Origin of the sequence: Cryobacterium glucosi (genome assembly GCF_004402235.1) — a bacterium.
Classification (GTDB): domain Bacteria; phylum Actinomycetota; class Actinomycetes; order Actinomycetales; family Microbacteriaceae; genus Cryobacterium; species Cryobacterium glucosi.
The window spans coordinates 38,460-62,163 of the sequence record NZ_SOFS01000019.1; the positions used below are offsets into that span (position 1 = coordinate 38,460).

Genomic DNA, 23,704 nt, shown 5'->3' on the forward strand with positions numbered 1-23,704 from the left:
CTTATATGGACTCCGAGACCGTTCACCGAAAGCGGGCGCTCCGCGCCGAACTGCGTGAGCGCCGGCAGAACATGACCTCGGTCGAGACGGATGCCGCGACGGCGGGCTTCACCGCGAACCTGCAGAGCATCGTCGTCGACCTCAGCGCTCGCTCCATTTCCTGCTACCTGTCCGCCAGGAACGAACCCAATACCCGGCCGTTCGTGAACTGGGCCGAGGCCCAGGGCATCCGGGTGCTCTTCCCGGTCTCCCGGGACGACGGCCTGCTCGACTGGACCGTCGGCGAGGACCAGACCGAATTCCCCGGTGTCTCCGGGATGCCAGAACCCGCGGGCAGCCTGCTCGGGCCGATCGCGATCAATGACGTCGACCTGATCATCGTCCCCGCGGCCGCCGTCGACACGACCGGGCTGCGGATGGGCTGGGGCCGCGGCTACTACGACAAGACCCTCGGGTCGATGGAGAAATGTCCCCCGGTCTACGCCGTCGTCTTCGACAACGAATACGTCGACTCCGTGCCGCGTGAAGTGCACGACCAGCCCGTCGACGGCCTGGTCACGCCCACGCGCATCATCACCTTCTAACTCATCCACCCTCACGTTCATCTATTTCAATCAGGGTTCCCGGCGCGCGCCGGGTTCCTACAGCCGGAGTTTCAGTGCCTACCTATTCCTACCGTTGCACCGAGTGCGACACCGCGTTCGATATCCAGCAAGCCTTCACCGACGACACGCTGACCGTCTGCCCGACCTGCGGCGGCAAGCTGCGCAAGGTGTTCTCCTCGATCGGCGTGAGCTTCACCGGTTCGGGCTTCTACCAGAACGACTCCCGCTCGGACGCGAAAGCGGCCCTGCAGGCGCACCCGAAGAAGCACGCCAAGTCGCACGCGGACACCGCGTCGCACGGCGAGAAGGGTTCGCACTCCGACAAGGGTTCTGACAAGCCCAAGAAGGCCGAGAAGTCGGAGAAGAAGTCGGGCGCGTCGTCCGAGAAGTCGGGCGGGGCATCCGCCGGCCCGTCGTCGTCATCGGTATCATCAGCATCACGTTCGACCCCCACTTCGAGTGCGGCCCCGTCCGCAAAACCCTAAGGAGGGCCCCATGATCCAGGGCTTTAAAGAATTCATCATGCGCGGCAACGTGATCGACCTCGCGGTCGCGGTCGTCATCGGCGCGGCGTTCACGTCCGTCGTCACCGCCATCGTCACCGGGATCTTCAACCCGTTGATCGCGGCGATCTTCAACGCGGAAGACATCTCCAAATCGATGAATGTCCCGTTGCCCGGCGGCGGCAGCCTGTCCTTCGGGCTCGTGCTCGCGGCGATCATCAACTTCCTGCTCATCGCAGCCGTCGTGTATTTCGTGTTCGTGATGCCGATCAACAAGCTCAAGGAGGCGCAGGAGCGCCGCCGTGCGGCAGGCCTGCCGCCGAAGGACGCGACCGTCCCCGCGACCGAGCTCGACCTGCTCACCCAGATCCGCGACCTCCTCGCCGCGGACGCCGCCAAGCCCGACACCGGCCCGTCCCCGAGGTAGCTCTCCAGCGGTCTCCCCCGAACCAATTCGACGGAGTTGCTGCCCGGAAAGCGCTTAGATCGCGCTCTCACGCGCCGCAAACCCCAAGAACTCCGTCGAATTCGTTAGGGCGCGGGGCTGGCAGGTGCGGCGACGACGGATGCCGGGCGCAGGCTACCAGTGCGGCGGGCGGTCCTGACGCAACTGGGCCTCGTTCGCGCTCCGTGACGGCTCGGTTCCGGCGACGTGCGGTGCGACGCCGCCCTCCTCGCGCAGGACCGGCGGGTGCGGGTTCGGATCCGTGTCCGGCGCCGGCGTCAGTCGCGCCCGGCGGGCTCCGCCGCGGGCTTTCACGACGGACTGGCGCGGCGCTGACGCGGGATCCTCCGGGTCGAGTCCGTGCGACCGGTCGGCGGCACTCTCCGGGGTCTCGACCCAGTCGTCGGTGTCTTTCATAAAGCGTCTTTCCCCGGGAACACAGCCGTCTCGAAGGCGCGGCGGCTCACGCGTGCGGGTACTGCGCTGCCGGCGGCGTGGGGGGTGTGACGCCGACGAGGCCGGCGACGCGGGTGGCGACGGCGTCCGGGTTGCTGAACAGTTCGAAGGAGTGCACCCGCAGGTAGTGCCAGCCGAGTCGCCGCAGCACCTCTGGACGGAGCCTCAGCGACTCGCGCAGGCTCGCCCGGTCGACGACGGCATCCGTTTCGACGACGACGGCTCGACCGGCGTGCGAGCCCGCGAGGGCGAGCTTGCCGCGATGGCCGAGCGTCACGGTGACGCCGAGGCGTTCGAGGCGCTGGGCGAGGTCGACGAGCATCGGCTCGGTGGCATCGGGAACCTGCGCCTCGTTGTGCCTGGCTTCGGTCTCGGTGAGCACCTGGGCGAGGGCGAGGATGCCGTGGCGCTGGCGGTCCTCGTCGATGTCGGCGGGGCGGAAGCAGGAGACGATGTCCATGGCGCGACGGGCCCGGGTCATGCCGATCGCGAGCAGGCGGTCGCCGCCGGGTTCGCCGAGCGAGCCGAAGTTGGTCAGCAGGCGTCCGTGCGGGGTGCGGCCGTAGCCGATCGAGAAGATCACCCGGTCGCGGCTCTGGGCGACGGCCTGTTCGAGGGTGAGCACGGTGAACGGTTCGGCCCGGTCCTTGAGGATGAAGTCGGCCAGGTCGGTGCGCTTGGAGAAGGCGGAAAGCACCGCCTGGTGCACGCGAACGGCGTGGCGTGCGCTCGCGGTGATCACCATGAGCGATTCGCGCGGGCGCTTGACGGCGTGGTCGAGCACGAGGTCGACGACCTTCGTGACCTCGGCGTCGACGCTCTCGACGGCTCCGCTGTCGGCGTCGGGCATGCCATGGCCGCCCGCGACGTAGTTCAGGGTGAGGCTGCCGTGACCGAGGTAGCTGCCTGCCCACGGGAGGGAGTCGATGCGGCCACCGTAGAAGCGGTGGTTGACGAGTTCGGTGAGGTCTTCGCCGCCGGCCCGGTAACTGCGGGTCAGGGTGAGGGTGGGCAGCAGTTCGCCGAGGCGGGCGAGGGCGGAGTCCGCGTGCAGGGCGTCGACGTTGGTTTCGCGCTCTGCGCGGTCTGCGAGGCTGACGCGGCTGACGCGCGCGTTGGCGTTCGTGCCGCCGCCGGCATCCGTGATGCCGGTCTCGAACGGCGACGGCGTCTGGGTGACGGGGTCGCCGAAGGCCACGATCTGCTTGCCGCGACGGATGGCGCCGACGTTCTCGGCGAGGGTCGTCGCGCCGGCGTCGACGAGGAGCACGGCGTCGAAGTGCTGGTCGTCGAGCTTGGAGACCTCGTACGGCGAGGCGAGCCAGACCGGGGCGAGCACGCGGCCGAGGTGCGGGGCCGCCTTGTTCAGGCGGGACGGGGTCGCGCGGTCGGCGCGCAGCAGGCGGCGAAGGCGGTCGGCCTCCTCGGGCCAGTCGACGATGCCGATCTTCCAGGTTTCGGCGAGGAGCCAGCCGAGGCGCTGCCCGGTCGTCGACGCGTGGGCCTCGTCGACGAGACGGAAGTCGGCCTCGAGCCGGTCGAGCACCTGGGTGTTCGCGTTCAGGAGCGCCTTGTCGGCACCGAGCATGGTCTCGAGCACGGACTGCCACCAGGCGAGCTCGAGTTCGTTGGCGACGTTCTCCTCTGAGACGTGCCGCTTCGCGAGGTCGGTCATCAGGGGGTCGAGGTTGTGTTCGCGCAGCGTTGCGAGCAGCGCGGTGCGCTCGTGCAGGTTGGCGAGCACCTCGCTCTCGGCGGCGAGGCCGGAGATCGTGTAGATCAGTTCCTTGACCGGGCGCATCGCGAGCTGCCGGTTCGTGCCGGTGTTGCGCAGTGGAATGTCGAGGGCCGCGAGGTCCTCGGAGACGCGCTGGAAGGCGACGTGGACGTCGGAGATCCCGACGGGCACCTCCGGCATGACGCCGGCGACGACGTAACGCTGCCAGAGGGTGCGCTGCTGCTGGATCCGGCGGAGGCTGTCGTTCAGGTCGGTGACGTGCACGCCCGGCCGCAGGTATTCCTCGGCGAGGCGGCGCAGGCGCCGGCGGCTGGTGCCGGTCATGTCCGGAGAGTCGCGGCGGGCGGAGGTCGCCGAGATGAGCTCGGTGAGCGAACGGTCGAACACGGCCGGCTGGAACTTGTCGAGGGTGTCGCGGATGTCGAGCAGCAGCCGCAGGTACACGCCGAGCTCTGCGATGGTTTCGAAGGGCCGCAGCCGGGTCTGGCCGACGAGGCCGGCGGCACGCTCGAGCAAGCGCGGCAGCTCGACCTGGTTGACCCGCTTGGCGAGCTGGTGGGCAGCGGATGCCTCGGCCGGCACCGCGAAGGACGCCCCGTACCAGGGCGAGTCGCCTGGCCCGTAACGGAACTGGCCGAGCGCGGCCGCCTTGATCAGCGTCTGCGCCGCGGTCGCCCGGTTCTGGGCGAGGCGCTCGAGCGCGTGCCGCTCGAGCCGGGCGGTCGTCGACGGCGGGGAGGACAGCTGGGCGAGCCTTGCGAGTTCGCCGAGGGCGTCGAGTACGGAGACGCCGAGGGCAGGGTCGCGCCGGGTGAGGGCGCCGCGGTAGTCGAGCAGCACCTTGCGGAGCCGCACGAGGGCGTCGTCGACGTCGCCGACCATCGGCTGGACGGCCTTCTCGTTGCGGGTGATCGAGGCGATCAGGTCGCGGCGCAGCAGCCGTGGGGTGACGGCGACGCCGGGGAGGCCGACCTGGGTGAGGCGCTGGTTGATGCCGTCGAGGCTCGAGCGGCGGGCGCTCACGACGAGGACACGCTTGTGCTGGGAGATCAGGGAGCCGATCGCGTTGACGATCGTCTGGGTGCCTCCGGTGCCGGGCAGGGTCTTGACGACGAGGGAGTTCCCTGCCGCGATCTGCGCGACGACGTTCTCCTGTTCGGGGTCTGCGTCGAGCAGCAGCACGTCGGTCGCGGGCGGCCGGGAGTCCTGGCCGATCGGCACGACGGGGTTGTATGCGCCCTCGATGGCCTGTCGGGCGCTCGGGTTCCCCGCGATCGCGTCGAGCAGCGGATGCTCGAGGTGCGCGGCATCCGCCTTCATGGCCCGGCCGACGTCGGCGAAGGAGGATGCGACGAGGCGCGGGGTGACGTTGAACCAGGGCAGGTGCGAGGTGAGGCCGCGGAGGCGGTCGATGACGGGCTGCGGTTTGAAGGCGCCGTTGGTCACGGCGAGCGCGACGAAGGCGTCGGCGTCGAGGGTGATCTGGAACTGCTCGTGCAGCGCGCGGCCGAGTTCGGGATTCAGGAACGGCTGGCCCTTGAGCTTGAGCTCGAAGTCGCGGCCGTAGCGGCGGATCGCGAGCGGGCGAAGCAGCACCGGGCCGAGGAAGTCGACGTCACCGAAGCGCCATTCGGCGAGGCCGATGCCCAGGTGCACCGATTCGATGCCGCGCATGGAGCGCAGTTCGATGCCCTTCTGGGTGATCTCGCCGGCCGCGAGGCGGGCGTTGCGCAGCGCGAGTTCGTCGCGGATGAGGTTGGAGAGCAGGGTGGACTTGCCGGTGATGAACTGCGGGAGTCCGCCGGGGTGGGCCTGGCTCAGTTCGATGCGGGTGCGCGGCTCGTCGGCGAAGTGCAACAGAGGCGAGCGCCCGCCGATCTCGGCGAGTTCGGTGCGCCAGCGGTTCCAGACCGGCTCGGCGATGTTTCCCGCGACGACCGAGGGATCCCCGAGGCTCACGGTCTGCGGGGAGACCGCATTCCGCGGCTCACCAGACGGAGCATCCGGGTTGGTCGACAGGATGTCGTCGTCATCTTGTTTTCTATCGAGGCGCCACACACCGACACCCTAAGTCCGGAAAACACCGTTCGGCCGCAGGCTCCCCGGGTTTCGTGGGGATTCGCGGGAAAACCCGCGGATTTGTCGTGTTTGCCGACCGTCGTGCTGGACCGTGCGCTGGCGGGCGCTGCCGCCGGTGCGCTGAAGGAGGACACCACTGGTGATTCGGAGCCGACCGGGCTTGCGAGAATGGGGAAATGAAACTCCCCCTGGTCGAACTCCACCTGCACATCGAGGGCACTCTCGAACCGGAGCTCATCTTCGAGCTGGCCGAACGCAATGCCGTCGTCCTGCCTTTCGCGACCCTGGCGGAGTTGCGGGCGCAATACGAGTTCACCGATCTGCAATCCTTCCTCAATCTGTACTACCACAACCTCGACGTCCTCCGCCAAGCCGCCGACTTCACGGACCTGACCCGGGCCTACCTCAGCCGGGCCGCTGACGCGGGGGTGCGGCACGCCGAGATCTTCTTCGACCCGCAGGCGCACACGAGCCGCGGCATCCCGTTGCTGACCGCGCTCGGCGGGGTGGCGGATGCCCTCGGCACCTCGGTCCCGGACTTCGGCATCTCGACGAAACTGATCGTGACGTTCCTGCGCGACCGGCCCGCGAACGAGGCCCTGCAGATCCTCCGCGAGATTCTCGCGAGCGGGTACACGATCGACGGTGTCGGACTCGACTCCGCGGAGGTCGGCTACCCTCCGGAACTGTTCGAGGAGGTCTTCGCGCTCGCCGCGGCGAACGGGCTGCGCCGGGTCGCGCACGCCGGCGAGGAGGGCCCGCCCGAGTACGTCTGGAGCGCGCTCGACCGGCTCGGGGTGGAGCGGATCGACCACGGCATCCGCAGCCTCGAGGATCCCGCGCTCGTCGAACGGCTCGTGCGCGATCGGGTGCCGCTCACGGTCTGCCCGTTCTCGAACGTGCGGCTGCGTGCGATCGACACGCTCGCCGACCACCCCATCGTGCGGATGCTCGACCTCGGCCTGCTCGCGACGGTCAACTCGGACGACCCCGCGTACTTCGGCGGGTACATCGACGACAACCTCGCGGCGCTCGACGCCGAGTTCGGACTCGGGCCTGACCGGCTCGCCCTCCTCGCCCGGAACGGGATCGAAGCTTCGTTCCTCGATCCGGCGGAGAAGGCCGCGCTCGGCGCGGACGTCGACGCCTGGCGCGCTGCCCAGGCGTGACCGGCACCGCGAACGAGGGCTAGGGCCCCTGAGGTGCAGGGCGCCGGGACCGGTGAGGCCCTCGTCCGTGCCGCGATCGACGAGGCCCGCGCCTGGGGCGTCTCCGCCGTCGTGCTCGACACCGGATCCCTCAACGAGCGCGCCCAGCGGCTCTACCTCCGTGCCGGTTTTCACCGCCTGCAGGACCGTGCGATCCCGACAGCAGCGGGATCAAGCGCGAGGTGAGAGGACAGCGAGACGAACAACTGGATGTCCGAGCCGGCTGGCTCGTGCTCGGCACGGTGGTTGTCCGGGTCCCCGAGCGCGGTGCTCGCGGGTCACGCACCGTCACGCACCGTCACGCACCGTCACGACCTGCCGCGGAGACGACCCTGGTCGCGCGGCCTCTGCCGTGTTCGTACGCTGGAGTGATGACTGAGCTGCCGCGCGTGTACATCCTCCACGAGAACCCCGACTGGCTGCCGCCGTTCACCGCGGCCTTCGCCGCAGAAGGCGTCCCTGCGGAGGAGGTCCTGCTGACCCGCGGCTCCATCGATCTCGACGCCGAACCCGCACCGGGCGTGTACTGGTCGCGGATGAGCGCCTCGGCGCACAGCCGCGGAAACGTGCACTCGAAGAACTACACCCGGGCCTATCTCCGCTGGCTCGAAGACTCCGGACGCCGCGTCGTCAACGGCGGGGACACGATCAACTTCGAGGTGAGCAAGGTGCAGCAACACCGCGCCCTGCGCGCGGCGGGCTTTGACGTTCCGAAGACCGTTGCCGTGTTCGGTCGTGACGACCTGCGTGAGCGCTCCCGCGAATTCGCGACGCCGTTTATCACGAAGCACAACCAGGGCGGCAAAGGACTCGGCGTGCGGCGCTTCGACTCGTTCGAGGAGTTCGACGCCTACCTGGCCTCGCCGCTCTTCGAGGAGCCGGCCGACGGCATCACCCTGCTCCAGGAATACCTGCCCGCGGAACGGCTCTTCATCACCCGGGTCGAGTTCGTCGGCGGGCGTTACGTCTACGCGGTCCGGGTCGACATCTCGGCGGGTAGTTTCGAGCTGTGTCCGGCAGACGCGTGTGTCATCGACCCGGGAAACGACGCGGCAGCGGTCGAGCCGTTCGCCCTGCGCAAGGGCTTCGACAGCGACCCACTGATCGCCCGGTACGAGGCCTTCCTCGCCGACCACGGCATCGAGATCGCCGGCATCGAGTTCATCGAGACCGCCGACGGCCGCCGGGTCACCTACGACGTCAACACGAACACGAACTACAACCCCGCCGTCGAGGCCAGCGCCCCGCTGCCGGCTGCCCGGGCGATCGCCCGGTTCCTCGGCGGGTTGCTGACGGCGAGCGTCCCGGCCTGACCCTGCGCTTCAGGCCTCAGGCGATCGGTTCTGATCTGCGCGGCGGGCGCCCGAAGCGGCTACAGCCAGTTGTTCTTCTTGAAGACGCGCCAGAGCACGAAGCCGCCCGCGACCATCAGCCCGAGGGCATAGGGGTAGCCGTACTCCCAGTGCAGCTCCGGCATGTTCTCGAAGTTCATCCCGTACACGGTTCCGACGAGGGTCGGAGCGAACAGGATCGCCGCCCAGCTCGAGATCTTCTTGACCTCTTCACTCTGGGCCAGGCCCGTCTCCGAGAGGCGCCGGGTCTCGTCGTTCTGGCGCTGGGTGACGAGGGTCGAGTGCACGATCAGGGCGTTGTCGAGGATCTGCCGGAAGGCCGAGCCGCGCTCGTTGATCCGCAGCACGTGGTCGAGCACGTCGTCGAGGTGGTGGTGCAGCTCGACCTCGACGTTGTACTTCGCGAAGCCGCGCTTGAGGGCCTCGAGCATGCCGATCAGCGGCTGGGTCGCCCGCTGGAACTCGATCACCTCGCGGGACAGGTCGTAGATGCGCCGGGCGACCTCGGGGTCGCCGTCGAAGATCTCGTCCTCGATCTCGTCGATGTCGTTCTCGAGGCCGGCGATCACGGGCGCGTATTCGTCGACGAGCTGGTCGAAGATCGCGTAGAGCACCGCCTCAGGGCCGAGGGCCAGGAGCCTCGGCGTCGACTCCATCCGTGCGCGCACCTTCGCGAGGTCCGGGGATTCGGCGTGGCGGATGGTCACGACGAAATCGGGCCCGACGAAAACGTGCAGTTCGCCGAATTCGACCCGCTCCTCGGCGTCGATGTACCGGGCCGGGCGGAGCACCACGAAGAGGATGTCGTCGAACCGTTCGAGCTTGGAACGCTGGTGTCCCTTGAGCGCGTCCTCGACCGACAGGTGGTGCAGGTTGAACTCCGCGGCGATGGAGCGCAGCTCAGCCTCTTCTGGCCGGTACATCCCGATCCAGGCGAAGCCGCCGCATTCGGTCAGAGTCGCATAGGTCTCATCGAGGGAGGCGGGCGTCGCGAGGCGTCGACCGTCCACGTAGACCGCGTTGTCAATCAGTGTCATGTCGTGCTCCTCGAGTGCAGCTACCAGTGTGCCACCGGCCGTGGGTTCGGCCACACTTGGTGCATGGAATCCATCGGCGAGGTGATCGTCATGGTCGCGCCGCGTTCACCAACGGATGCCGCCGACCGAGCCCTGCTGGCGGCGGCCGCCGCGTGGGCGCTCGGCCTCGATCCCGCGAGCGTGCGGGTCTGTCGCCGCTGCCCGCACTGCGGGAGCGCCGAGCACGGGGTGCCCTCCCTCGCGGACGTGACATCCGGGTCTGCGCCGCACCCGACCGTTCACCTCAGCCTCAGCCGGGCGTCCGGCCACGTCGCCGTCGCGGTGAGCTTCGCCGGGCCCGTCGGCGTCGACGTCGAAAGCGTGGACGCCGTCGCCCGCTCCCCCCTCGCCGACGTCGCCCTGTCTCCTCGCGAGCGGGCGGCGAACGCCGCAGACCTCGCCGGGATCTGGTGTGCGAAGGAGGCGATCCTGAAGTCGACCGGCGACGGCCTCCGCGTCGATCCGCGCGACCTCACCCTCGCCCCCGCCCCAACGGCCGGGTTCGGCCCGGCGCTCGCCTCCTGGCCCGGCGCCGGCGTCGCCCTGGCCGACATCCTCCTCGCGAGCTTCGACCCCGGCGCGGGCCTCGGGCTCGTCGGCCGGGTCGCCGTGCTCGCCCGTCCCGGAACCGGCCCCGCGTCTCAGCCGGCCCTCCGACTGCTCGCCTCCCCCGACGTCAGAGCTTGGGGAGGGCGGTCCGGTAGATCCAGCGGTCGATGATGCGGCGGATTTCCTCGCTCCCGGTGTGGATGGAGACGAACTCGACAAAGGCATCCGTCGAGACGAGGCCGTGCCGGTTCGCGCGGGTCCAGGCGCGCAGGGTGTCGAAGAACACCGCGTCGCCGAGGGAGCGCCGCACGGCGTGCAGGGCGAGCGCACCGCGCTTGTAGACCCGGTCGTCGAACATGTTGTGCGGGCCGGGATCGCCGACGAGGAGGTCCTGCGGTTGCGCCTCGAGCCTGCCGCGGTGGAACACCGCGCTCTGCTCCGCGGTGCGTCCGCCGGCGTGTTCGCCCCAGATCCATTCCGCGTAGCAGGCGAAACCCTCCTGCAGCCAGATGTCGCGCCACGCGGCGGCGGTGAGGCTGTTGCCGAACCACTGGTGCGCGAGCTCGTGGGCGATCAGGCGGTCGCTGCCATGGTTGCCGTCGACGTGATTGCGGCCGAACACGGCGAGGCCGTGCGCCTCGAGCGGGATCTCGAGCACGTCATCCGTCACGACGACCGAGTACCCCGGGAACGGGTAGGGGCCGAAGGTCGTGCTGAACACCGAGACCATCTCGCCGAGCCTGCCGAAGTCGACGCCGACGTTGTGCGCGAGGTTCGACGGGAAGTGCAGCATGATCGGCACCGGGGCCGGGCCGCCCGCCGCAACCGGCGGCAGCACGCTCGAACGGTACCGGCCGATCATCACGGAGGCGAGGTAGGTCGCCATCGGTTCGACGACCTCGAAGGTCCACCTGGTGTGGCCGGAACGGGTCGACTTCGCGGTGAGCGTGCCGTTCGAGACCACGGTGTACGGCGCCTCGCAGCTCACCGCGATCCGGTACGTCGCCTTGTTGCTCGGGTGGTCGTTGCAGGGGAACCACGAAGCGGCCCCGCACGGCTGGCCCGCGACGAGGACTCCGTCGAGCAGTTCCTCCCAGCCGACCTCTCCCCAGATACTCCGCAGCGGATGCGGCGCCCCGCGATACCGCACGGCGATCTCGAACCGTTCCCCGGCTTCCATCGTCGTCAGCGGGGTCACCACGAGCTTGCGTCCGGTGTGCACGAACTTGCGCGGCCGGGCGCCGTTGACCGTGACCCGGTCGACGCTCAGCCCGTCGAAGTCGAGGCTGAACCGGTCCAGGCGCATCGTCGCCACGAGGGTGATCGTCGCGGTCGCGCGCAACTGGTTGGTCGCGACCCGGTAGTCCAGGTCGAGGTCGTAGTGCAGCGCCCGGTAGCCGCCGTTGCCCGCGCCGATCAGGTAGGGATCGCCGGCCGTGCCGGCGCCGATCGTCGTCGGGAGGTTGAGGGCGACCTTGCCGGACGAACCGGCAGAGCCCTTGCCTGCGCCGTTCTTCCCGCCGGTCTGCGGGCTCACGGTGTCCACGGCAGTCTGTGCCACGGCGAGATCGGGTTTCCTGACCAGACCGACCCGGCAGGCACCCGCTCGCCGCGCATCACGAGGGACGCGGGGCCGACCGTCGCTCCGGCATCCACCGATGCGGCGGGCAGGATCACGCTGTGCGGTCCGAGGGTGGCCCCCTCGGCGAGCGCGACCCGGTCCAGCTGCATGATCCGGTCGTGGAACAGGTGAGTCTGCACGACGCAGCCCCGGTTCACGGTGACCCCGTCGCCGAGGGCCACGAGGTCCGCTTCCGGCAGCCAGTATGTCTCGCACCAGACGCCGCGGCCCACCCGGGCCCCGATCGTGCGCAGGAACATCGACAGGGCGGGGGTCCCGGCGGCCTTCGCCGCGAACCACGGCCGGGCGACCATCTCGACGAAGGTGTCCGAGACCTCGTTGCGCCAGATGAACGATGACCAGAGCGGATGCTCGCTCACGGAGATCCGCCCGACGAGCGCCCACTTGGCGAGGCTCGTCACGACCGCGGCGACGGCACCGGCCGCGAGGATCACGATCCCGCCGAGCAGGATCGCCCAGCCGAGACCGAGGCCGAGCCAGAGGGCGTCGAGCGCGGCGAGCACGCCGAGGGCGATCAGCCCGGTCACGACAACCGGCACGATCCGCAGCACCTCCCAGAAGGCACGGGCCGTGCGGAGACGGGCGGACGGCTGGAACGTGCGCGCCTCGTCGACATCCGTCACGAGCCGCCGCAGCCGCTCTGGCGGGTTGCCGAGCCACGAGGACCCGCGCTTGGCCTTGCGCGGCGTGGACGAGAGCACGGCGACGAGTCCGTTGCGCGGCACCGTGCGGCCGGCGCCGGCCATGCCGCTGTTGCCGAGGAAGGCGCGGCGGCCCACCTTGGCGGGCCCGATGTGCATCCAGCCGCCGCCGAGTTCGTAACAGGCGACCATCGTGTCGTCGGCGAGGAACGCTGCGGGCGCGATCGTGGTGAGCGCGGGGATGAGCAGCACGGTCGACGCCTCGACGCCCGCGCCGACCTTCGCGCCGAGCAGGCGCAACCACACCGGGGTGAGCAGGCTCGCGTAGACGGGGAAGAGCAGAGTGCGCGCGCCGTCGAGGATGCGCTCGGTCATCCAGACCTGCCAGCCGAACCGACTGCGCACAGGGTAGTAGCCCTCGCGGAGCCCGACGCCGAGCACCCGTACGGCGAGCACGACGAGCAGCGCGTACACGAGCCCGGCGACCACCACGGCGAGCGGCATCATCAGCGCGGCCCGGCCGAGCGCGAGGCCCAGGGTGCCGGCGTCGCCGATCGCGGCGCCGACGAGGAGGGCGGCGAGAATCACCGCGACCGCGGGCATCGCGGTCATGCCGAGCGCGCCGAGGGCGTATGCCGCAAGCCAGCGCCGGCCGCGTGGCGGGTGTTCGGCCGGCCAGGCGCCGCGGGCGGCCCCGACCCGGGTGGCAGGCGAGCCGGCCCAGCGTTCGCCCTCCGGCACGTGGCCGGACACGGCGGCGCCGGGTTCGATCACGGCGCCCTCGCCGATCACCGCTCCGCCGAGGAGGGTGCTGCGCGCGCCGATCGTGGCGCCGGCGCCGATCTTCACCCGTCCGATGCGCAGCACGTCGCCGTCGATCCAGTAGCCGGACAGGTCGCTCTCTGGTTCGATCGCGGCGCGCTCGCCGATGGACAGCATCCCCGTCACGGGCGGGAGCGCGTGCAGGTCGACGCCCGGTTCGATGCGGGCGCCGAGCGCCCTGGCGTAGTAGCTGATCCAGGGCGCTCCGGCGAGGCTCACGGCGTCGACGAGCAGGGACACCTGCTCGGCGAGCCAGAGCCGCAGGTGCACGGACCCCGCCCGCGGGTAGGCGCCCGGCTTCACCCCGCGGAGGAGGAGCCGGGACGCGAGAACGGAGAGCGCCATCTTGCCGGGCGGGGTGACGAAGACGAGGAATCCGGCGAGGATCCACCACCAGGACAGCGTCGGCGCGAACGTGGCGCCGCCCGCGGCGAGCAGGTTGTTCGCCGCCGCGAGGTAGACGAGCCAGCGGGCGCCGACGAGCGCGTGCAGCGGGATGCCGAGCAGGGTCTGCAGGAGCTGGCTGCGGAACGGGACCGGAAGCACGGTGCGCGCCGCGGCCACCACGGCGGGGGTGCGGGAGTCGAGTTCGTCGGCGAGAGCGCCGATGCGGGGGTGGTCGTAGATGTCGTTGACCCGGGTGTCCGGGTAGCGTTCGCGGAGCGCGGAGACGAACTGGGCGGCCGTGAGCGAGCCACCGCCGTGTGCGAAGAAGTCGGCGTCCGGACCCTCGACGGTGGACCCGAGGATGGCAGCCCACTTCTCGGCGAGCCAGGCCGCCGTCGGAGACAGCAGGCCGGCATCCGTGTCGTCGCCCGTCGCCGGGAGCGGCCAGGGCAGGGCGGCCTTGTCGACCTTGCCGGAGACCCGCGTGGGCAGCTCGTCGACGACGGCGAGCAACGGCACGAGAGCGGCGGGTAATTCCTCCCGCAGGCGCACGGTCGCCTGGCCGCGGTCGAAGGCGGATGCCGCGTCGACGAGTGCGAGGTAGCCCACGAGCACCTGGTTCCCGGCCGGGGTGCGCTGCACGACAGCGGCGGCACCGGCGACGCCCGGCAGGGTGCGCAGCGCTGCCTCGATCTCGCCGAGCTCGATGCGACGTCCGCCGAGCTTGACCTGGTCGTCGGCGCGGCCGGCGAAGACGAGGCCGGACGCCTCGAAGCGCACGAGGTCGCCGCTCCGGTAGGCGCGCGGCCAGCCGAGGCCGGCGTGCGGGGCGTACTTCTCGGCGTCCTTGGCCGGGTCGAGGTAGCGGGCGAGGCCCACTCCCCCGATGATGAGTTCCCCGGTCTCGCCTTCGGCGACGCGGGCGCCCGCGGAATCGACGACGGCGAGGTCCCAGCCGTCGAGGGGCAGGCCGATCCGGATCGGCGCGCTGCCGTCGAGCAGCGCGGCGCACGCGACGACGGTCGCCTCGGTCGGCCCGTAGGTGTTCCAGACCTCACGGCCCCTGGCCTGCAACCGGTCGGCGAGTTCGGGCGGGCAGGCTTCTCCGCCGAAAATGAGCAGGCGCACCCGTTCGAGGGCTTCCTCCGGCCAGAGGGCGGCGAGGGTCGGCACCGTCGACACGATGGTGATCCCGTGCGCGATCAGCCACGGGCCGAGGTCGACGCCGCTGCGCACCAGCGAACGGGGAGCGGAGACGAGGCAGGCGCCATTCCGCCAGGCCAGCCACATCTCCTCGCAGGAGGCGTCGAAAGCGACCGAAAGGCCCGCGAGCACCCGGTCGGCGGGGCCGATCGGGTCGGCCCGGAGGAACAGTCCGGCCTCGGCGTCGACGAACGCGGCCGCGGAGCGGTGCGAGACGGCGACACCCTTCGGCACCCCCGTCGAACCGGAGGTGAAGATGACCCAGGCGTCGTCGCTGCCGCGGGGCAGGGTGCGGTGGGTGTGCGCGAGGGTCAGGTCCTCCTCGGGCGGCAGCATCCGCTGCCTGAGCATGACGTCGTCCACCGCCGGCCGGAACTCGAAGACGCCGCCGCGGCCGATTACGCCGACGACGCGGGCCTCGCTGAAGACCAGGTGAGCGCGTTCCTCTGGGTCGTCGGCGTCGACCGGGACATAGGCGGCGCCGACCCGCAGGGTCGCGAGAATGGACACGTAGAGTTCGCGGGTTCCGGAGGGGATGCGGATGCCGACGGTGTCCCCGCGGCGCACGCCGGCCTGGCTGAGGGCGAGGGCCTGCTCGTCGACGAGGTGCCGGAGCTGGCGGTAGCTGACGGTGCCGGACTGGTCTTCGAGCGCGAGGGCGTTGGGGTGCCTGGCTTCGGTGGCGAAGAGGATGTCGATGAGGGTGCGCGCCTCCGCCGTGCGCGATCCGGCCTCGAGCACGGCCTGGGCGGCGGACTGCGCTGCGGCCTGGGTTGCGCCCTGCGGAACGGGGGTCTCGGTCACGCTCGCTCCTCGGATCGGGACGCGGTGCTGCACACCGCACGACGATTCCCCAGTGTAGAACAGGCGTGTGACGCCGGGGTGTCGGCCCGCACCTCGGTCAGCGGGCGTCCCCAGCGGATGCCGGCCGGCCGAGCACAGGACCGAGCGCGTCGAGCTCCTCGCCGCCGGCCATCAGCCTCGTGAGCTCGTCGACCGTGATCCCGTCGCGCGCGAACTCGCCGAGGCTCGTGCCGCGGTTGAGCACGAGGAACCGATCCCCGACGGCCCAGGCATGGTGCGGGTTGTGCGTGATGAACACGATGCCGAGGCCGCTGTCCCTGGCCCGCGCGATGTACCGCAGCACGAGGCCGGCCTGGGTGACGCCGAGCGCGGACGTCGGTTCGTCGAGGATGACGAGTTTCGCGCCGAAGTGCACGGCGCGGGCGATCGCGACGGCCTGGCGTTCCCCGCCGGAGAGGGTGCCGATCGGCTGGTCGACGTCGCGGAGGGTGATGCCCAGGGTCGCAAGGCTGTCCCGGGTGGTCACCCGCATCCTGGCGACGGCGAGGCGGCGGAACGGCCCGCGGCCGACCGTCTCCTCCGCTCCGAGGAAGAAGTTGCGCCAGACCGGGAGCAGCGGCACGAGGGCCAGGTCCTGGTAGACCGTCGCGATGCCGAGGGAGAGCGCGTCACGGGGGCTCCCGAAGTGTTGTTCGACGCCGTGGGCGAGGAGGGTGCCTTCGGTGTGCCCGTGTGCCCCGGCGAGGACCTTGATCAGTGTGGACTTGCCCGCGCCGTTGTCGCCGAGCACGCAGAGCACCTCGCCGGCTCCGATCGAGGCCGTCACCCCGCTCAGCGCACGCACCGAACCGTAGCTCTTGCCGAGACCGCGGACCTCGAGAAGAGGCGCCCGGGCATCCGCCGCCGCGCCCAGGGGCTCCGCCGTGCCCAGGGGCTCCGCCGCGGTCATGAGCGCTCACCGGCCTGGCGGCGCACCCAGAGGTTGACGAGTACCGCGAGCAGCAGCATGCCGCCGAGGAAGGCCTTGAGCCAGTTGCTGTCCCACTGGGCGAAGACGATGCCCTGGAGCGCCATGCCGTAGATGAGGGCGCCGAGGGACGCGCCGATCGCGGAGCCGAACCCGCCGGTGAGCAGGCAGCCGCCGACGACGGCGCAGATGATGTAGACGAATTCCTGGCCGATGCCCGTCGTCGCCTGCACGGTCGACACGTCGAAGAGCTGGAGCATTCCGACGAGCCAGGCGGCGCCTGCGGTCGTGAGGAAGAGCCCGAACTTCACCCGGCGCACGGGCACGCCGACCTGGCGGGCGCTTGCGGCCTGGCCGCCGACCGCGAAGACCCAGTTGCCGAAGCGGGTGCGCAGCAGCACCCAGGTCGCGAGCGCGGTCAGCAGGATCCACCAGACGATCGAGATCTTGACGTCCATGCCGAACAGCGGGAACGAGGAGCCGAAGAGCACCCGGGCCTGGTCGAAGCCCGTGACGGCCCCGAGGCCCTGGATCGCGACGGTCCCGGTGAGCAGTTTGGTGACGGCGAGGTTCAGGCCCTGCAGGATGAAGAAGGTCGCGAGGGTCACGATGAAACTCGGCAGGCCGGTCGAGGTGACGAGCCACGCGTTGAAGGCCCCGACGAGGAGGGCCGCGGCGAGCGCGAGCACGAGGGCGAGCCACACGTTCAGGCCCCACTGCGTCGTCGCAATACCGACGATCAGGCCGGTCGTTCCCGTCATCGCGCCCGCGGAGAGGTCGAACTCTCCGCCGATCATCAGGAGCGCCACGGCGACGGCCATGATCCCGAACAGCGACGACGAATACAGCCAGGTTGCGACGCCGGCCGGGGTCAGAAAAGCGGATGTCGAGATCGAGAAATACAGGAAGATCCCGAACGCGGCGACGAAGGCCCCGACCTCGGGGCGGCGGAGCAGCCCGGTCATCGGGTTCCGTGTGCCGCGTAGGTGGCGACCTGCGCCGCGTTCTCCTTCGTGACGAACCCGGGGCCGGAGAACACCGGCTGGCCGCCGCCGACGACATCGCCGTTGCGCTTCTGCAGGGTGAGGAAGACCACCGGAAGGTAGCCCTGGGAATAAGGCTGCTGGTCGACCGCGAACAGGATCGAGCCGGCCTCGATGAGCGTCGTCACGTCTTTGGACACGTCGAAGGTCGCGAGCTGCGCGTGGCTGCCCGCGTCGGTGATGGCCTGGCTCGCGGCGACGGCGATGCCCGGGTTCAGGCTGAGCACACCGTCGATCGTCGGGTCGGCCAGGAGCGTGCTCTTGATCGTGTTCTGGGCGTCCGCGAGGTTGGCGATGTCGACCTGTACGTTCATGACCGGGCTGCCGAGCCCGGCGGCGGCTCCCCGGCAGCGGTCCTCGAGGCCCGTGTTGCCTGCCTCGTGGATGACGCAGATCACCTTCGTGGCTCCCGCCTTGGCGAGGCGCTCCCCCGCGGACTGTCCGGCGGCGTACTCGCTCTGGCCGACGTGGGTCTGGGCGCCGAAGGCGAGGGACTCCTCGAGTCCCGAGTTGATCGTGATCACCGGGATGCCGGCCGCCACGGCCTTCTCGACGGACGCCTTGACCCCGTCGGGGTTCGCCATCGAGACGATCAGTCCGTCCGGATGCGTCGCGACGGCCGAATCGATCAGCTGGCTCTGACGCACGGGGTCACCGTCGCCCTGGTATGTCACGGTCGCGCCGAGGTCGGTGCCTGCCTGCTCTGCGCCACTCTTGACCACGTCCCAGAACGCGTCGCCCGGGTTTCCGTGGGTGACCACCGCGATGGTCGTCTTCCCGGCGGATGCCGCGTCCGATCCGGTCGCGGTGCTCCCGTTCGTCGAGCATCCGGTGAGGGCGAGCGGAAGCAGGACCAGGGCGGTGAGCCCGGCGAGCAGGCTGGTTTTGTGCAACATCGGTGGGTCGTCCTTCGAGGCCAGTCGTCAGCCAGCTGCCGGAGCTCGGCAGGCGAGCGGGACGCCGCTGAGGATGACCCTCCTGAATCTTAGGCTGCAGCGCTGCGCGGCTGGTTCGGAAAGGACCTCCTACAGGCCGGCGATAGACGGCAGCCGTCCGGAACGGACGGCCTCGGCGAAGGCCTCATAGTCGCGGTCGTTCTGGTCCGCATAGCGCAGCGAGAAATCAGTGATCGCCGTGTCGAATTCAGCTCCCTTCCCGAGGTAGGCGGCGATGGCGACGGGGTCACCCGAGCGTGCGTGCGCGCGAGCGAGCGTCCAGCCGCAGAGCCCGGCATAGAGGGTCATGCCGAACGGCACCATGTTCTCCACGACGACGGACCCCTTCATGTCGCGTAGCTGGCGCCAGTAGAGGAACCGGTTCTCCTGCACCCCTTTCGTCCAACCGAGGTAGATGTCGCTCGCGGCCTGCATCATCCGCTGTCCCTGCACGACGCGCTCACCGGGTTGTTCGTAGCGGCTCCTGTCGAGGTGGTCCTCGAGCACCGAGGCCCTGGCCTCCTTGACCTGGAGGAAGAGTGGATCATGTTGGTCACGCCCCTGGAGCAGCGCTATGTAGGCGCGCGTGCCGACGCTCCCGACGCCCACGACTTTACGGGCAACGTCGACGAGTTCGAAACGTTCGAGCAGCCGGCGGCGGTCATCCTGGAGATTGGCGCGGTAGGAGCGGAACGCCGTCCGGACCGATTCCTCGATCTCGTCGGGCGACAGTCCCGTCGTCGTCGTCAGCTCCCGGACAGGGATGACGATCGGCGGCTGGCTGATGATCCGGTAGTCCCCGTCAACGAACTCTGCGAGCTTCGACAGCGCCTGCAGGCTGTCACGGGTGCGGGCCTTGTCGGCGAGCGCCCTGGTCCTCTTCTCGGCGTTCACCGCAGCCTTGCGCTCCGTCCGGTCTCCTTTCTTTTTGCCCGCGGCCACCTGGAGGGTCGCCATGACGGTCTCCTCGGTCATGCGGGCGTACCAGACGTCCATCGTGCCCATCTTCGCGAATTCCGCCATCGCCTCGCGATACGCCCGCACCGAGGCGAGCGTCACGTCGTGGACCTGGGAGTTCGTGAACCTGTTGTTGCGCGCCGCGATCGTGAAACTCGCGCACATCCGCTGGACGTCGTATTCGAACGGGCCGGGCAGGGTTTCGTCGAAGTCGTTCAGGTCGAAGAGCAGGGCACGCTCCGGCGAGGCGAACAGGCCGAAATTGGACAGGTGGGCGTCACCGCAGAGCTGGACGATCAGCCCGGACCTCGGGGTGTCCTTGAGGTCGGCGGCCATGATCCTGGCCGCGCCGCGGTAGAACGTGAACGGCGATACCAGCATGCGGCCGTGCCGGACCGGCACGAGGTCCTGCTCCCTGGTGAGGTTCTGTTCCTCGAGCAGCGCCACCGGGTCCGGTCTGTCCGCGGCCGGCGACCAACCCGAGTGACTGGCGCGGGGAGTCTGCTCCCTGGCCCGCTTGCCCCTGGCCTTGCGCTCCCCCACGGTCGCGTGCTCGACGACATTGTCGAGCGCGGCCCTGTCCTCATACATGGTGGACGACATCCATGCTTGACGACCTCTCTGTCGTTTTCTTCTGTCGTTTTCTCCCCGGGCAGGACTAGCCCAGCGCGCGGGCCTTGAGCCGCTCGTATTCGGCCTGGGTGATGATGCCGGAGTCGAGCAGCTTCTTCGCGTCCGCGATTTCCGTGGACGGCGACGAACCCGCAACGGTCTTGATGTACTGATCCGTCTGGCCCCGGTACTGGTTCCTGCGCTGCTCCTGGCGCTCGGACATCCCGGAACCCCGCGCGATCAGGTAGACGAGGGCGGTGAGGAAGGGCAGGAAGACTAGGAAAACCATCCAGATGGCCTTGACCCCGCCGCTGACCTGATGGTCGCTGAACAGGTCCCCGATGACGGTCACGAGCACCATCAGGTAAGCGAGGAAGACGAAGGACCAGAAGAAGAACCCGACAAAGTTCCAGAAACTATCCATGAGCCGTCTTCCCTCGGATACCGGGACACCCGTGTGATGCCCTCGTCGCTGACAAAATACTGTCGTTCGGCCGTTTCTGGAATGGGCACTGCCTGGAATGGCACCGCCGGGAATGGGCCCGGTCACGGCGATTGCCGCGCCTCCCGGGTCTTCCCCTGACGCCTCTCGACGGCCTGGTTCGGAATGTTCCTGGAGAACAACAGGGATCCGAGGGCGAAGAGGACCAGCGCGAAGAAGGACACCCGCAGGGAGGACACCTGTGATTCGCTGTAGATCCTGGTCAACTCGGCACTGTCGGAGCTCGACAGTCCCGCGTCCGTCGCGATGCCGGCCACACTCGAGACGGGAACGATGGCGACACCGGCCTCTGTCTGCGTGCTGACCGCGGATTTCACGGAGTCGGGAAGGCTGCTGCTCTCTACGGAGCTCAGGAACGAGGACGAGAGCGACGCGATCAGCACCGATCCGATCAAAGCGGTACCGAGCGACGAGCCGAGGTTCTGGAAGACGCCCTGAAGCCCGCCGACCTCGCTCGTCCTCTCCTCGCCGACACTGGACATGTTCACGTTTCCGAGTTGCGAGGCGAGAAGCCCGAGTGCAGCTCCCGCGGTGAACATCCCGACGCCGAACACGACGCTCTTCAGGTCCAGGGAGACGGAACCGAGCAGGCATACGGCGCTTCCCACCAGGACGAGCTGACCGACGCGCACGATCCGGCGCGGTGACCACAATGTCGACAACCGGGTGCCCACCACGGAAAAGAGGATGAGCGCGATCGACAGCGGGAAGATCTTCAGCCCGGTTTCCAGCGCGTTGAGCCCCAGGGTCATCTGCAGGTAGATCGGGATCATGAAGAACACCCCGGCCGTGAACGCGTACTGCGCACCGAGCACGGAGAGCCCGGACCGGAGCTGCGTGATCGAGAACATCCCGACGTCGAGGAGCGGGGCGCGGCCCGTCTCGGCCAGTCGCCGTTGGCGACCGGTGAACAGCCAGAGGAGGAAGACGCCCAGCAGGATCAGGTAGGGCACGAGGGACAGGCCCAGGGGCTCGATCGGGGTCCCGTTGATCTCGGGAGCCTGTTTCGGGAGGATCCACCCCCAGGTCTTGCTCTGCAGCATCCCGTAGACGACGAGGACGAGGCCCGCCGCCGAGAGCAGGACGCTCGGGACGTCGATTCGGGTGCTGCTCGGCCTGCTGCTGTCGGAGATGAGGCGCGCCGTGAGGACGACGCCGATCATGATCACGACCTCGGACACGAAGACGTAGCGCCAGTTCAGGTAGGTCGTGACGTAGCCTCCGATCAGGGGGCCGGCCGCGACCGCGGCCCCGGACACGGCACCGATGATCGCGTACGCGGTCACGCGGTCCCTGTCCCGGTAGTTCTCCGCGACGAGAGCTGCGATGGCCGGGATCACCAGCACGGCGCCGAGTCCTTCGATGACCGACCAGCCGAGGAAGAGCACCGCGAAATTCGGGCTCAGTGCCGTCAACAGGGAACCGCACGAGTAGACGACCGCACCGATCACGAACGCGCGCCGCCGGCCCCAGATGTCGCCGAGCTTTGCGCCGAGCAGCATGACCGCCGCCATCGTGAGGGTGTAGAACGTGATCGCGCTCTGCATCGCTGCGACCGTGGTGTCCAGGTCTGTGACAACCGTCGAGATCGACACGTTCATGACGGTGCTGTCGAGCACCATGACGAACTGCGCACTGCCGAGGACCGCGATTGCCGTCCACTTACTCATCGAGCCACCCGCAATCCGACGCGAACGCCGCTGGCCCCCTCATTCGACCGGTTTCCGGCACCCCCGTTCGAGGCGAGTATGACATCGCTCCGAACCACGCGAAAGAGGATCGATCGGCCGCCGCGTCGACCCGCGACGGGCGAGACTACTCAGCGCGGCAGGTGGATGACGGTGAGGACCTCGGCGAGGAGGCGGATGCGCTCCCAGAGCGACTCGACGATGATGTGCTCGCTGCGGGCGTGCGCACCGCCGCCGCGGGGTCCGAAACCGTCGACGATACCGAGAGCGGATGCGCCGAGCAGGTTGGTGTCCGCGGCGCCGGCCGCTGGACGAGCGCCGAGCGGAGCCCTGTCGGAACCACCGTCGCCGAACCCCGCGTCGCAGCCCGAGATGACGGCGGCCAGGGCCCGGTCGGCGGCGCGTGGCTGCCAGGCCGGGCGGTAGGACAGCCGGGTGACGGCCACCTGCGCACGCGGGCGGACGGGAGTCAGCGCCTCGATCTCGTCGAGGACTTCGCCTTCGATGTCCGGATCGGAGAAGCGGAAGCCGAGCACGGCCACGGCGTCGTCCGCGACGACGTTGGCCAGGCCAGGTGCTGTGATGGAACCGAGGTTGTAGAGCACCTTGGCGGCCGGGCGTTCTTCGGCGCGGATCGTGGCCCTGGCCGCGATGTCGCGCACCTGCAGCAACTGGTCGATGATCTCCTCCGTCGCGGAGACTCCCTTCTCGGGGTCGAGGGCGGCGTGGGCGGGAACACCGGAGACGGCGAGAGCGAGGCGGGTGCTGCCGAGACGCCCGACCTTGAGGTCGCCGTCGGGGTGCGGCGACTCGAAGCCGATCGCCGCAGAACAGCCGTCGGCCGTGGCCAGGAGCAGCGCGCCAGAGGTCGGGGAGCCGATTTCCTCGTCTGCCGTGACGATGATCCGCACCGGCACGTGGTCCACGGCGTCGGCATCGCCCAGGGCGCGGAGCATCTCGAGGGCCTCTTCCATGACCACCAGGCCGGATTTCATGTCGTAGACCCCTGGGCCGGTGATGCGGATTCCATCGCTCGTCCACGGCACGTCGCCGGCGAGGGTGCCGACCGGCCACACCGTGTCGGAGTGCCCGATCAGGAGAACGGGAGCGGCGCCGACGCCACTGCCCCGCCCGGGGAAGTCAGCGACTACGTGGGGGCCTCCCGGTGTCGGGTGCAGCACCACCGCGCCGCCGAGTCCGGAATAGCGGGCGGCGAGCGCATCCGCGAGCGCCGTGATGGCCGTGCCCGCCCCGGTCGGCGTTTCGCGCAGCACGTAGTCCTCGAGGGTCGCCAGCGCACGAGCCCGCGCGGAGGCGTCCGGAATGACGGGTCCAGTGGATGTGATGACGGCATCTCCTCAGGCGGTGGCAGGCTCGGAACAGGTAGAAGATATGTTACCTATCCTTCGACAAGTTCGCGGATTTGCTTGAGAGTTACGAAACGAATACGACACATAAGTTGTTTATGATTGTCAGATTGGTTCTGGAAC

Annotated in this window: 19 protein-coding genes; 7 read left to right on the top strand and 12 right to left on the bottom strand. The window is 69.5% G+C overall.

Translation table 11 applies throughout. The features are described from left to right. The first annotated feature begins 5 nt into the window (after positions 1-5). The 3 genes from E3O46_RS08690 to mscL all read left to right on the top strand — a co-directional run bounded on the left by E3O46_RS08690 (position 6) and on the right by mscL (position 1,535). Entirely contained in the window at positions 6-584 is a 579-nt protein-coding gene (locus tag E3O46_RS08690) for a 5-formyltetrahydrofolate cyclo-ligase (RefSeq protein WP_134558258.1), read from the top strand. 74 nt (positions 585-658) lie between these two features. Next, positions 659-1,090, top strand: coding sequence for an FmdB family zinc ribbon protein (locus E3O46_RS08695; RefSeq protein ID WP_134558257.1), 432 nt, complete (start codon positions 659-661; stop codon positions 1,088-1,090). A gap of 10 nt (positions 1,091-1,100) precedes the next feature. After that, positions 1,101-1,535, top strand: a complete 435-nt coding sequence (mscL, locus tag E3O46_RS08700; RefSeq protein ID WP_134449326.1) for a large conductance mechanosensitive channel protein MscL — start codon at positions 1,101-1,103, stop codon at positions 1,533-1,535. A 153-nt stretch (positions 1,536-1,688) separates the two neighbouring features. Here the strand turns inward: mscL and E3O46_RS18700 are convergent, their stop codons facing one another. Next, positions 1,689-1,970, bottom strand: a complete 282-nt coding sequence (locus tag E3O46_RS18700; protein WP_241975231.1) for a hypothetical protein — start codon at positions 1,968-1,970, stop codon at positions 1,689-1,691. Positions 1,971-2,016: 46 nt separating this feature from the next. Next, a complete protein-coding gene (locus tag E3O46_RS08710) occupies positions 2,017-5,805 on the bottom strand; it encodes an AAA family ATPase (protein WP_134449325.1) in 3,789 nt (1,262 codons plus the stop codon). 197 nt (positions 5,806-6,002) lie between these two features. Between E3O46_RS08710 and E3O46_RS08715 the strand changes: the two genes are divergently transcribed. The 3 genes from E3O46_RS08715 to E3O46_RS08725 all read left to right on the top strand — a co-directional run bounded on the left by E3O46_RS08715 (position 6,003) and on the right by E3O46_RS08725 (position 8,347). Beyond that, on the top strand, positions 6,003-6,995 hold the full coding sequence (locus tag E3O46_RS08715; protein ID WP_134449324.1) for an adenosine deaminase: 993 nt from the start codon (positions 6,003-6,005) through the stop codon (positions 6,993-6,995). A gap of 33 nt (positions 6,996-7,028) precedes the next feature. Next, positions 7,029-7,220: a GNAT family N-acetyltransferase gene (locus E3O46_RS08720; protein ID WP_134561547.1), complete on the top strand. Its 192-nt coding sequence runs from the start codon at positions 7,029-7,031 to the stop codon at positions 7,218-7,220. Between the two features lie 185 nt (positions 7,221-7,405). Further along, positions 7,406-8,347, top strand: coding sequence for an ATP-grasp domain-containing protein (locus tag E3O46_RS08725; RefSeq protein WP_134561548.1), 942 nt, complete (start codon positions 7,406-7,408; stop codon positions 8,345-8,347). A 59-nt stretch (positions 8,348-8,406) separates the two neighbouring features. Here the strand turns inward: E3O46_RS08725 and E3O46_RS08730 are convergent, their stop codons facing one another. Next, a complete protein-coding gene (locus E3O46_RS08730; RefSeq protein WP_134558253.1) occupies positions 8,407-9,423 on the bottom strand; it encodes a magnesium and cobalt transport protein CorA in 1,017 nt (338 codons plus the stop codon). Positions 9,424-9,486: 63 nt separating this feature from the next. On the opposite strand from E3O46_RS08730, the gene E3O46_RS08735 reads away from it, so the two are divergent. Beyond that, on the top strand, positions 9,487-10,182 hold the full coding sequence (locus E3O46_RS08735; RefSeq protein ID WP_134561549.1) for a 4'-phosphopantetheinyl transferase family protein: 696 nt from the start codon (positions 9,487-9,489) through the stop codon (positions 10,180-10,182). On the opposite strand, the gene E3O46_RS08740 is transcribed toward E3O46_RS08735, so the two are convergent. The 9 genes from E3O46_RS08740 to E3O46_RS08780 all read right to left on the bottom strand — a co-directional run bounded on the left by E3O46_RS08740 (position 10,139) and on the right by E3O46_RS08780 (position 23,488). Beyond that, a complete protein-coding gene (locus E3O46_RS08740; protein ID WP_241987372.1) occupies positions 10,139-11,572 on the bottom strand; it encodes a M1 family metallopeptidase in 1,434 nt (477 codons plus the stop codon). The genes E3O46_RS08735 and E3O46_RS08740 overlap by 44 nt on opposite strands. Next, positions 11,545-15,510 carry a Pls/PosA family non-ribosomal peptide synthetase gene (locus tag E3O46_RS08745; protein ID WP_134561550.1) on the bottom strand — a complete coding sequence of 1,322 codons (3,966 nt, stop codon included), beginning with the start codon at positions 15,508-15,510 and terminating at the stop codon, positions 11,545-11,547. The genes E3O46_RS08740 and E3O46_RS08745 overlap by 28 nt, the downstream gene beginning before the upstream one ends. A 97-nt stretch (positions 15,511-15,607) precedes the next feature. Continuing rightward, complete coding sequence (locus E3O46_RS08750) at positions 15,608-16,459, bottom strand: ATP-binding cassette domain-containing protein (RefSeq protein ID WP_134561551.1); 852 nt, start codon at positions 16,457-16,459, stop codon at positions 15,608-15,610. Beyond that, complete coding sequence (locus tag E3O46_RS08755) at positions 16,456-17,442, bottom strand: ABC transporter permease (protein WP_134449318.1); 987 nt, start codon at positions 17,440-17,442, stop codon at positions 16,456-16,458. Before E3O46_RS08755 ends, E3O46_RS08750 begins: the two co-directional genes overlap by 4 nt. Then, positions 17,439-18,416: a sugar ABC transporter substrate-binding protein gene (locus E3O46_RS08760; RefSeq protein ID WP_134561552.1), complete on the bottom strand. Its 978-nt coding sequence runs from the start codon at positions 18,414-18,416 to the stop codon at positions 17,439-17,441. Before E3O46_RS08760 ends, E3O46_RS08755 begins: the two co-directional genes overlap by 4 nt. Before the next feature lie 129 nt (positions 18,417-18,545). Beyond that, positions 18,546-20,003 (bottom strand): DUF2252 domain-containing protein, encoded by a 1,458-nt coding sequence (locus E3O46_RS08765; RefSeq protein WP_198413707.1) that lies wholly within the window; start codon positions 20,001-20,003, stop codon positions 18,546-18,548. 67 nt (positions 20,004-20,070) lie between these two features. Then, the gene (locus E3O46_RS08770; RefSeq protein ID WP_134561554.1) at positions 20,071-20,448 is read right to left on the bottom strand and encodes an SHOCT domain-containing protein; all 378 of its coding nucleotides are present in this window, start codon (positions 20,446-20,448) and stop codon (positions 20,071-20,073) included. 122 nt (positions 20,449-20,570) lie between these two features. Then, positions 20,571-22,196, bottom strand: a complete 1,626-nt coding sequence (locus tag E3O46_RS08775) for an MFS transporter (protein WP_134561555.1) — start codon at positions 22,194-22,196, stop codon at positions 20,571-20,573. A 149-nt stretch (positions 22,197-22,345) separates the two neighbouring features. Next, complete coding sequence (locus E3O46_RS08780) at positions 22,346-23,488, bottom strand: M20/M25/M40 family metallo-hydrolase (RefSeq protein WP_241987373.1); 1,143 nt, start codon at positions 23,486-23,488, stop codon at positions 22,346-22,348. Positions 23,489-23,704: the final 216 nt, after the last annotated feature.

Excerpts from the sequence above, each read along its gene's own strand:
- E3O46_RS08735 (WP_134561549.1), top strand. The coding sequence starts at position 9,487 with ATGGAATCCATCGGCGAGGTGATCGTCATGGTCGCGCCGCGTTCACCA.
- E3O46_RS08730 (WP_134558253.1), bottom strand. The coding sequence starts at position 9,423 with ATGACACTGATTGACAACGCGGTCTACGTGGACGGTCGACGCCTCGCG.
- E3O46_RS08690 (WP_134558258.1), top strand. The coding sequence starts at position 6 with ATGGACTCCGAGACCGTTCACCGAAAGCGGGCGCTCCGCGCCGAACTG.
- E3O46_RS08770 (WP_134561554.1), bottom strand. The coding sequence starts at position 20,448 with ATGGATAGTTTCTGGAACTTTGTCGGGTTCTTCTTCTGGTCCTTCGTC.
- E3O46_RS08765 (WP_198413707.1), bottom strand. The coding sequence starts at position 20,003 with ATGTATGAGGACAGGGCCGCGCTCGACAATGTCGTCGAGCACGCGACC.
- E3O46_RS08755 (WP_134449318.1), bottom strand. The coding sequence starts at position 17,442 with ATGACCGGGCTGCTCCGCCGCCCCGAGGTCGGGGCCTTCGTCGCCGCG.
- E3O46_RS08760 (WP_134561552.1), bottom strand. The coding sequence starts at position 18,416 with ATGTTGCACAAAACCAGCCTGCTCGCCGGGCTCACCGCCCTGGTCCTG.
- E3O46_RS08725 (WP_134561548.1), top strand. The coding sequence starts at position 7,406 with ATGACTGAGCTGCCGCGCGTGTACATCCTCCACGAGAACCCCGACTGG.
- mscL (WP_134449326.1), top strand. The coding sequence starts at position 1,101 with ATGATCCAGGGCTTTAAAGAATTCATCATGCGCGGCAACGTGATCGAC.
- E3O46_RS08750 (WP_134561551.1), bottom strand. The coding sequence starts at position 16,459 with ATGACCGCGGCGGAGCCCCTGGGCACGGCGGAGCCCCTGGGCGCGGCG.
- E3O46_RS08775 (WP_134561555.1), bottom strand. The coding sequence starts at position 22,196 with ATGAGTAAGTGGACGGCAATCGCGGTCCTCGGCAGTGCGCAGTTCGTC.
- E3O46_RS18700 (WP_241975231.1), bottom strand. The coding sequence starts at position 1,970 with ATGAAAGACACCGACGACTGGGTCGAGACCCCGGAGAGTGCCGCCGAC.
- E3O46_RS08715 (WP_134449324.1), top strand. The coding sequence starts at position 6,003 with ATGAAACTCCCCCTGGTCGAACTCCACCTGCACATCGAGGGCACTCTC.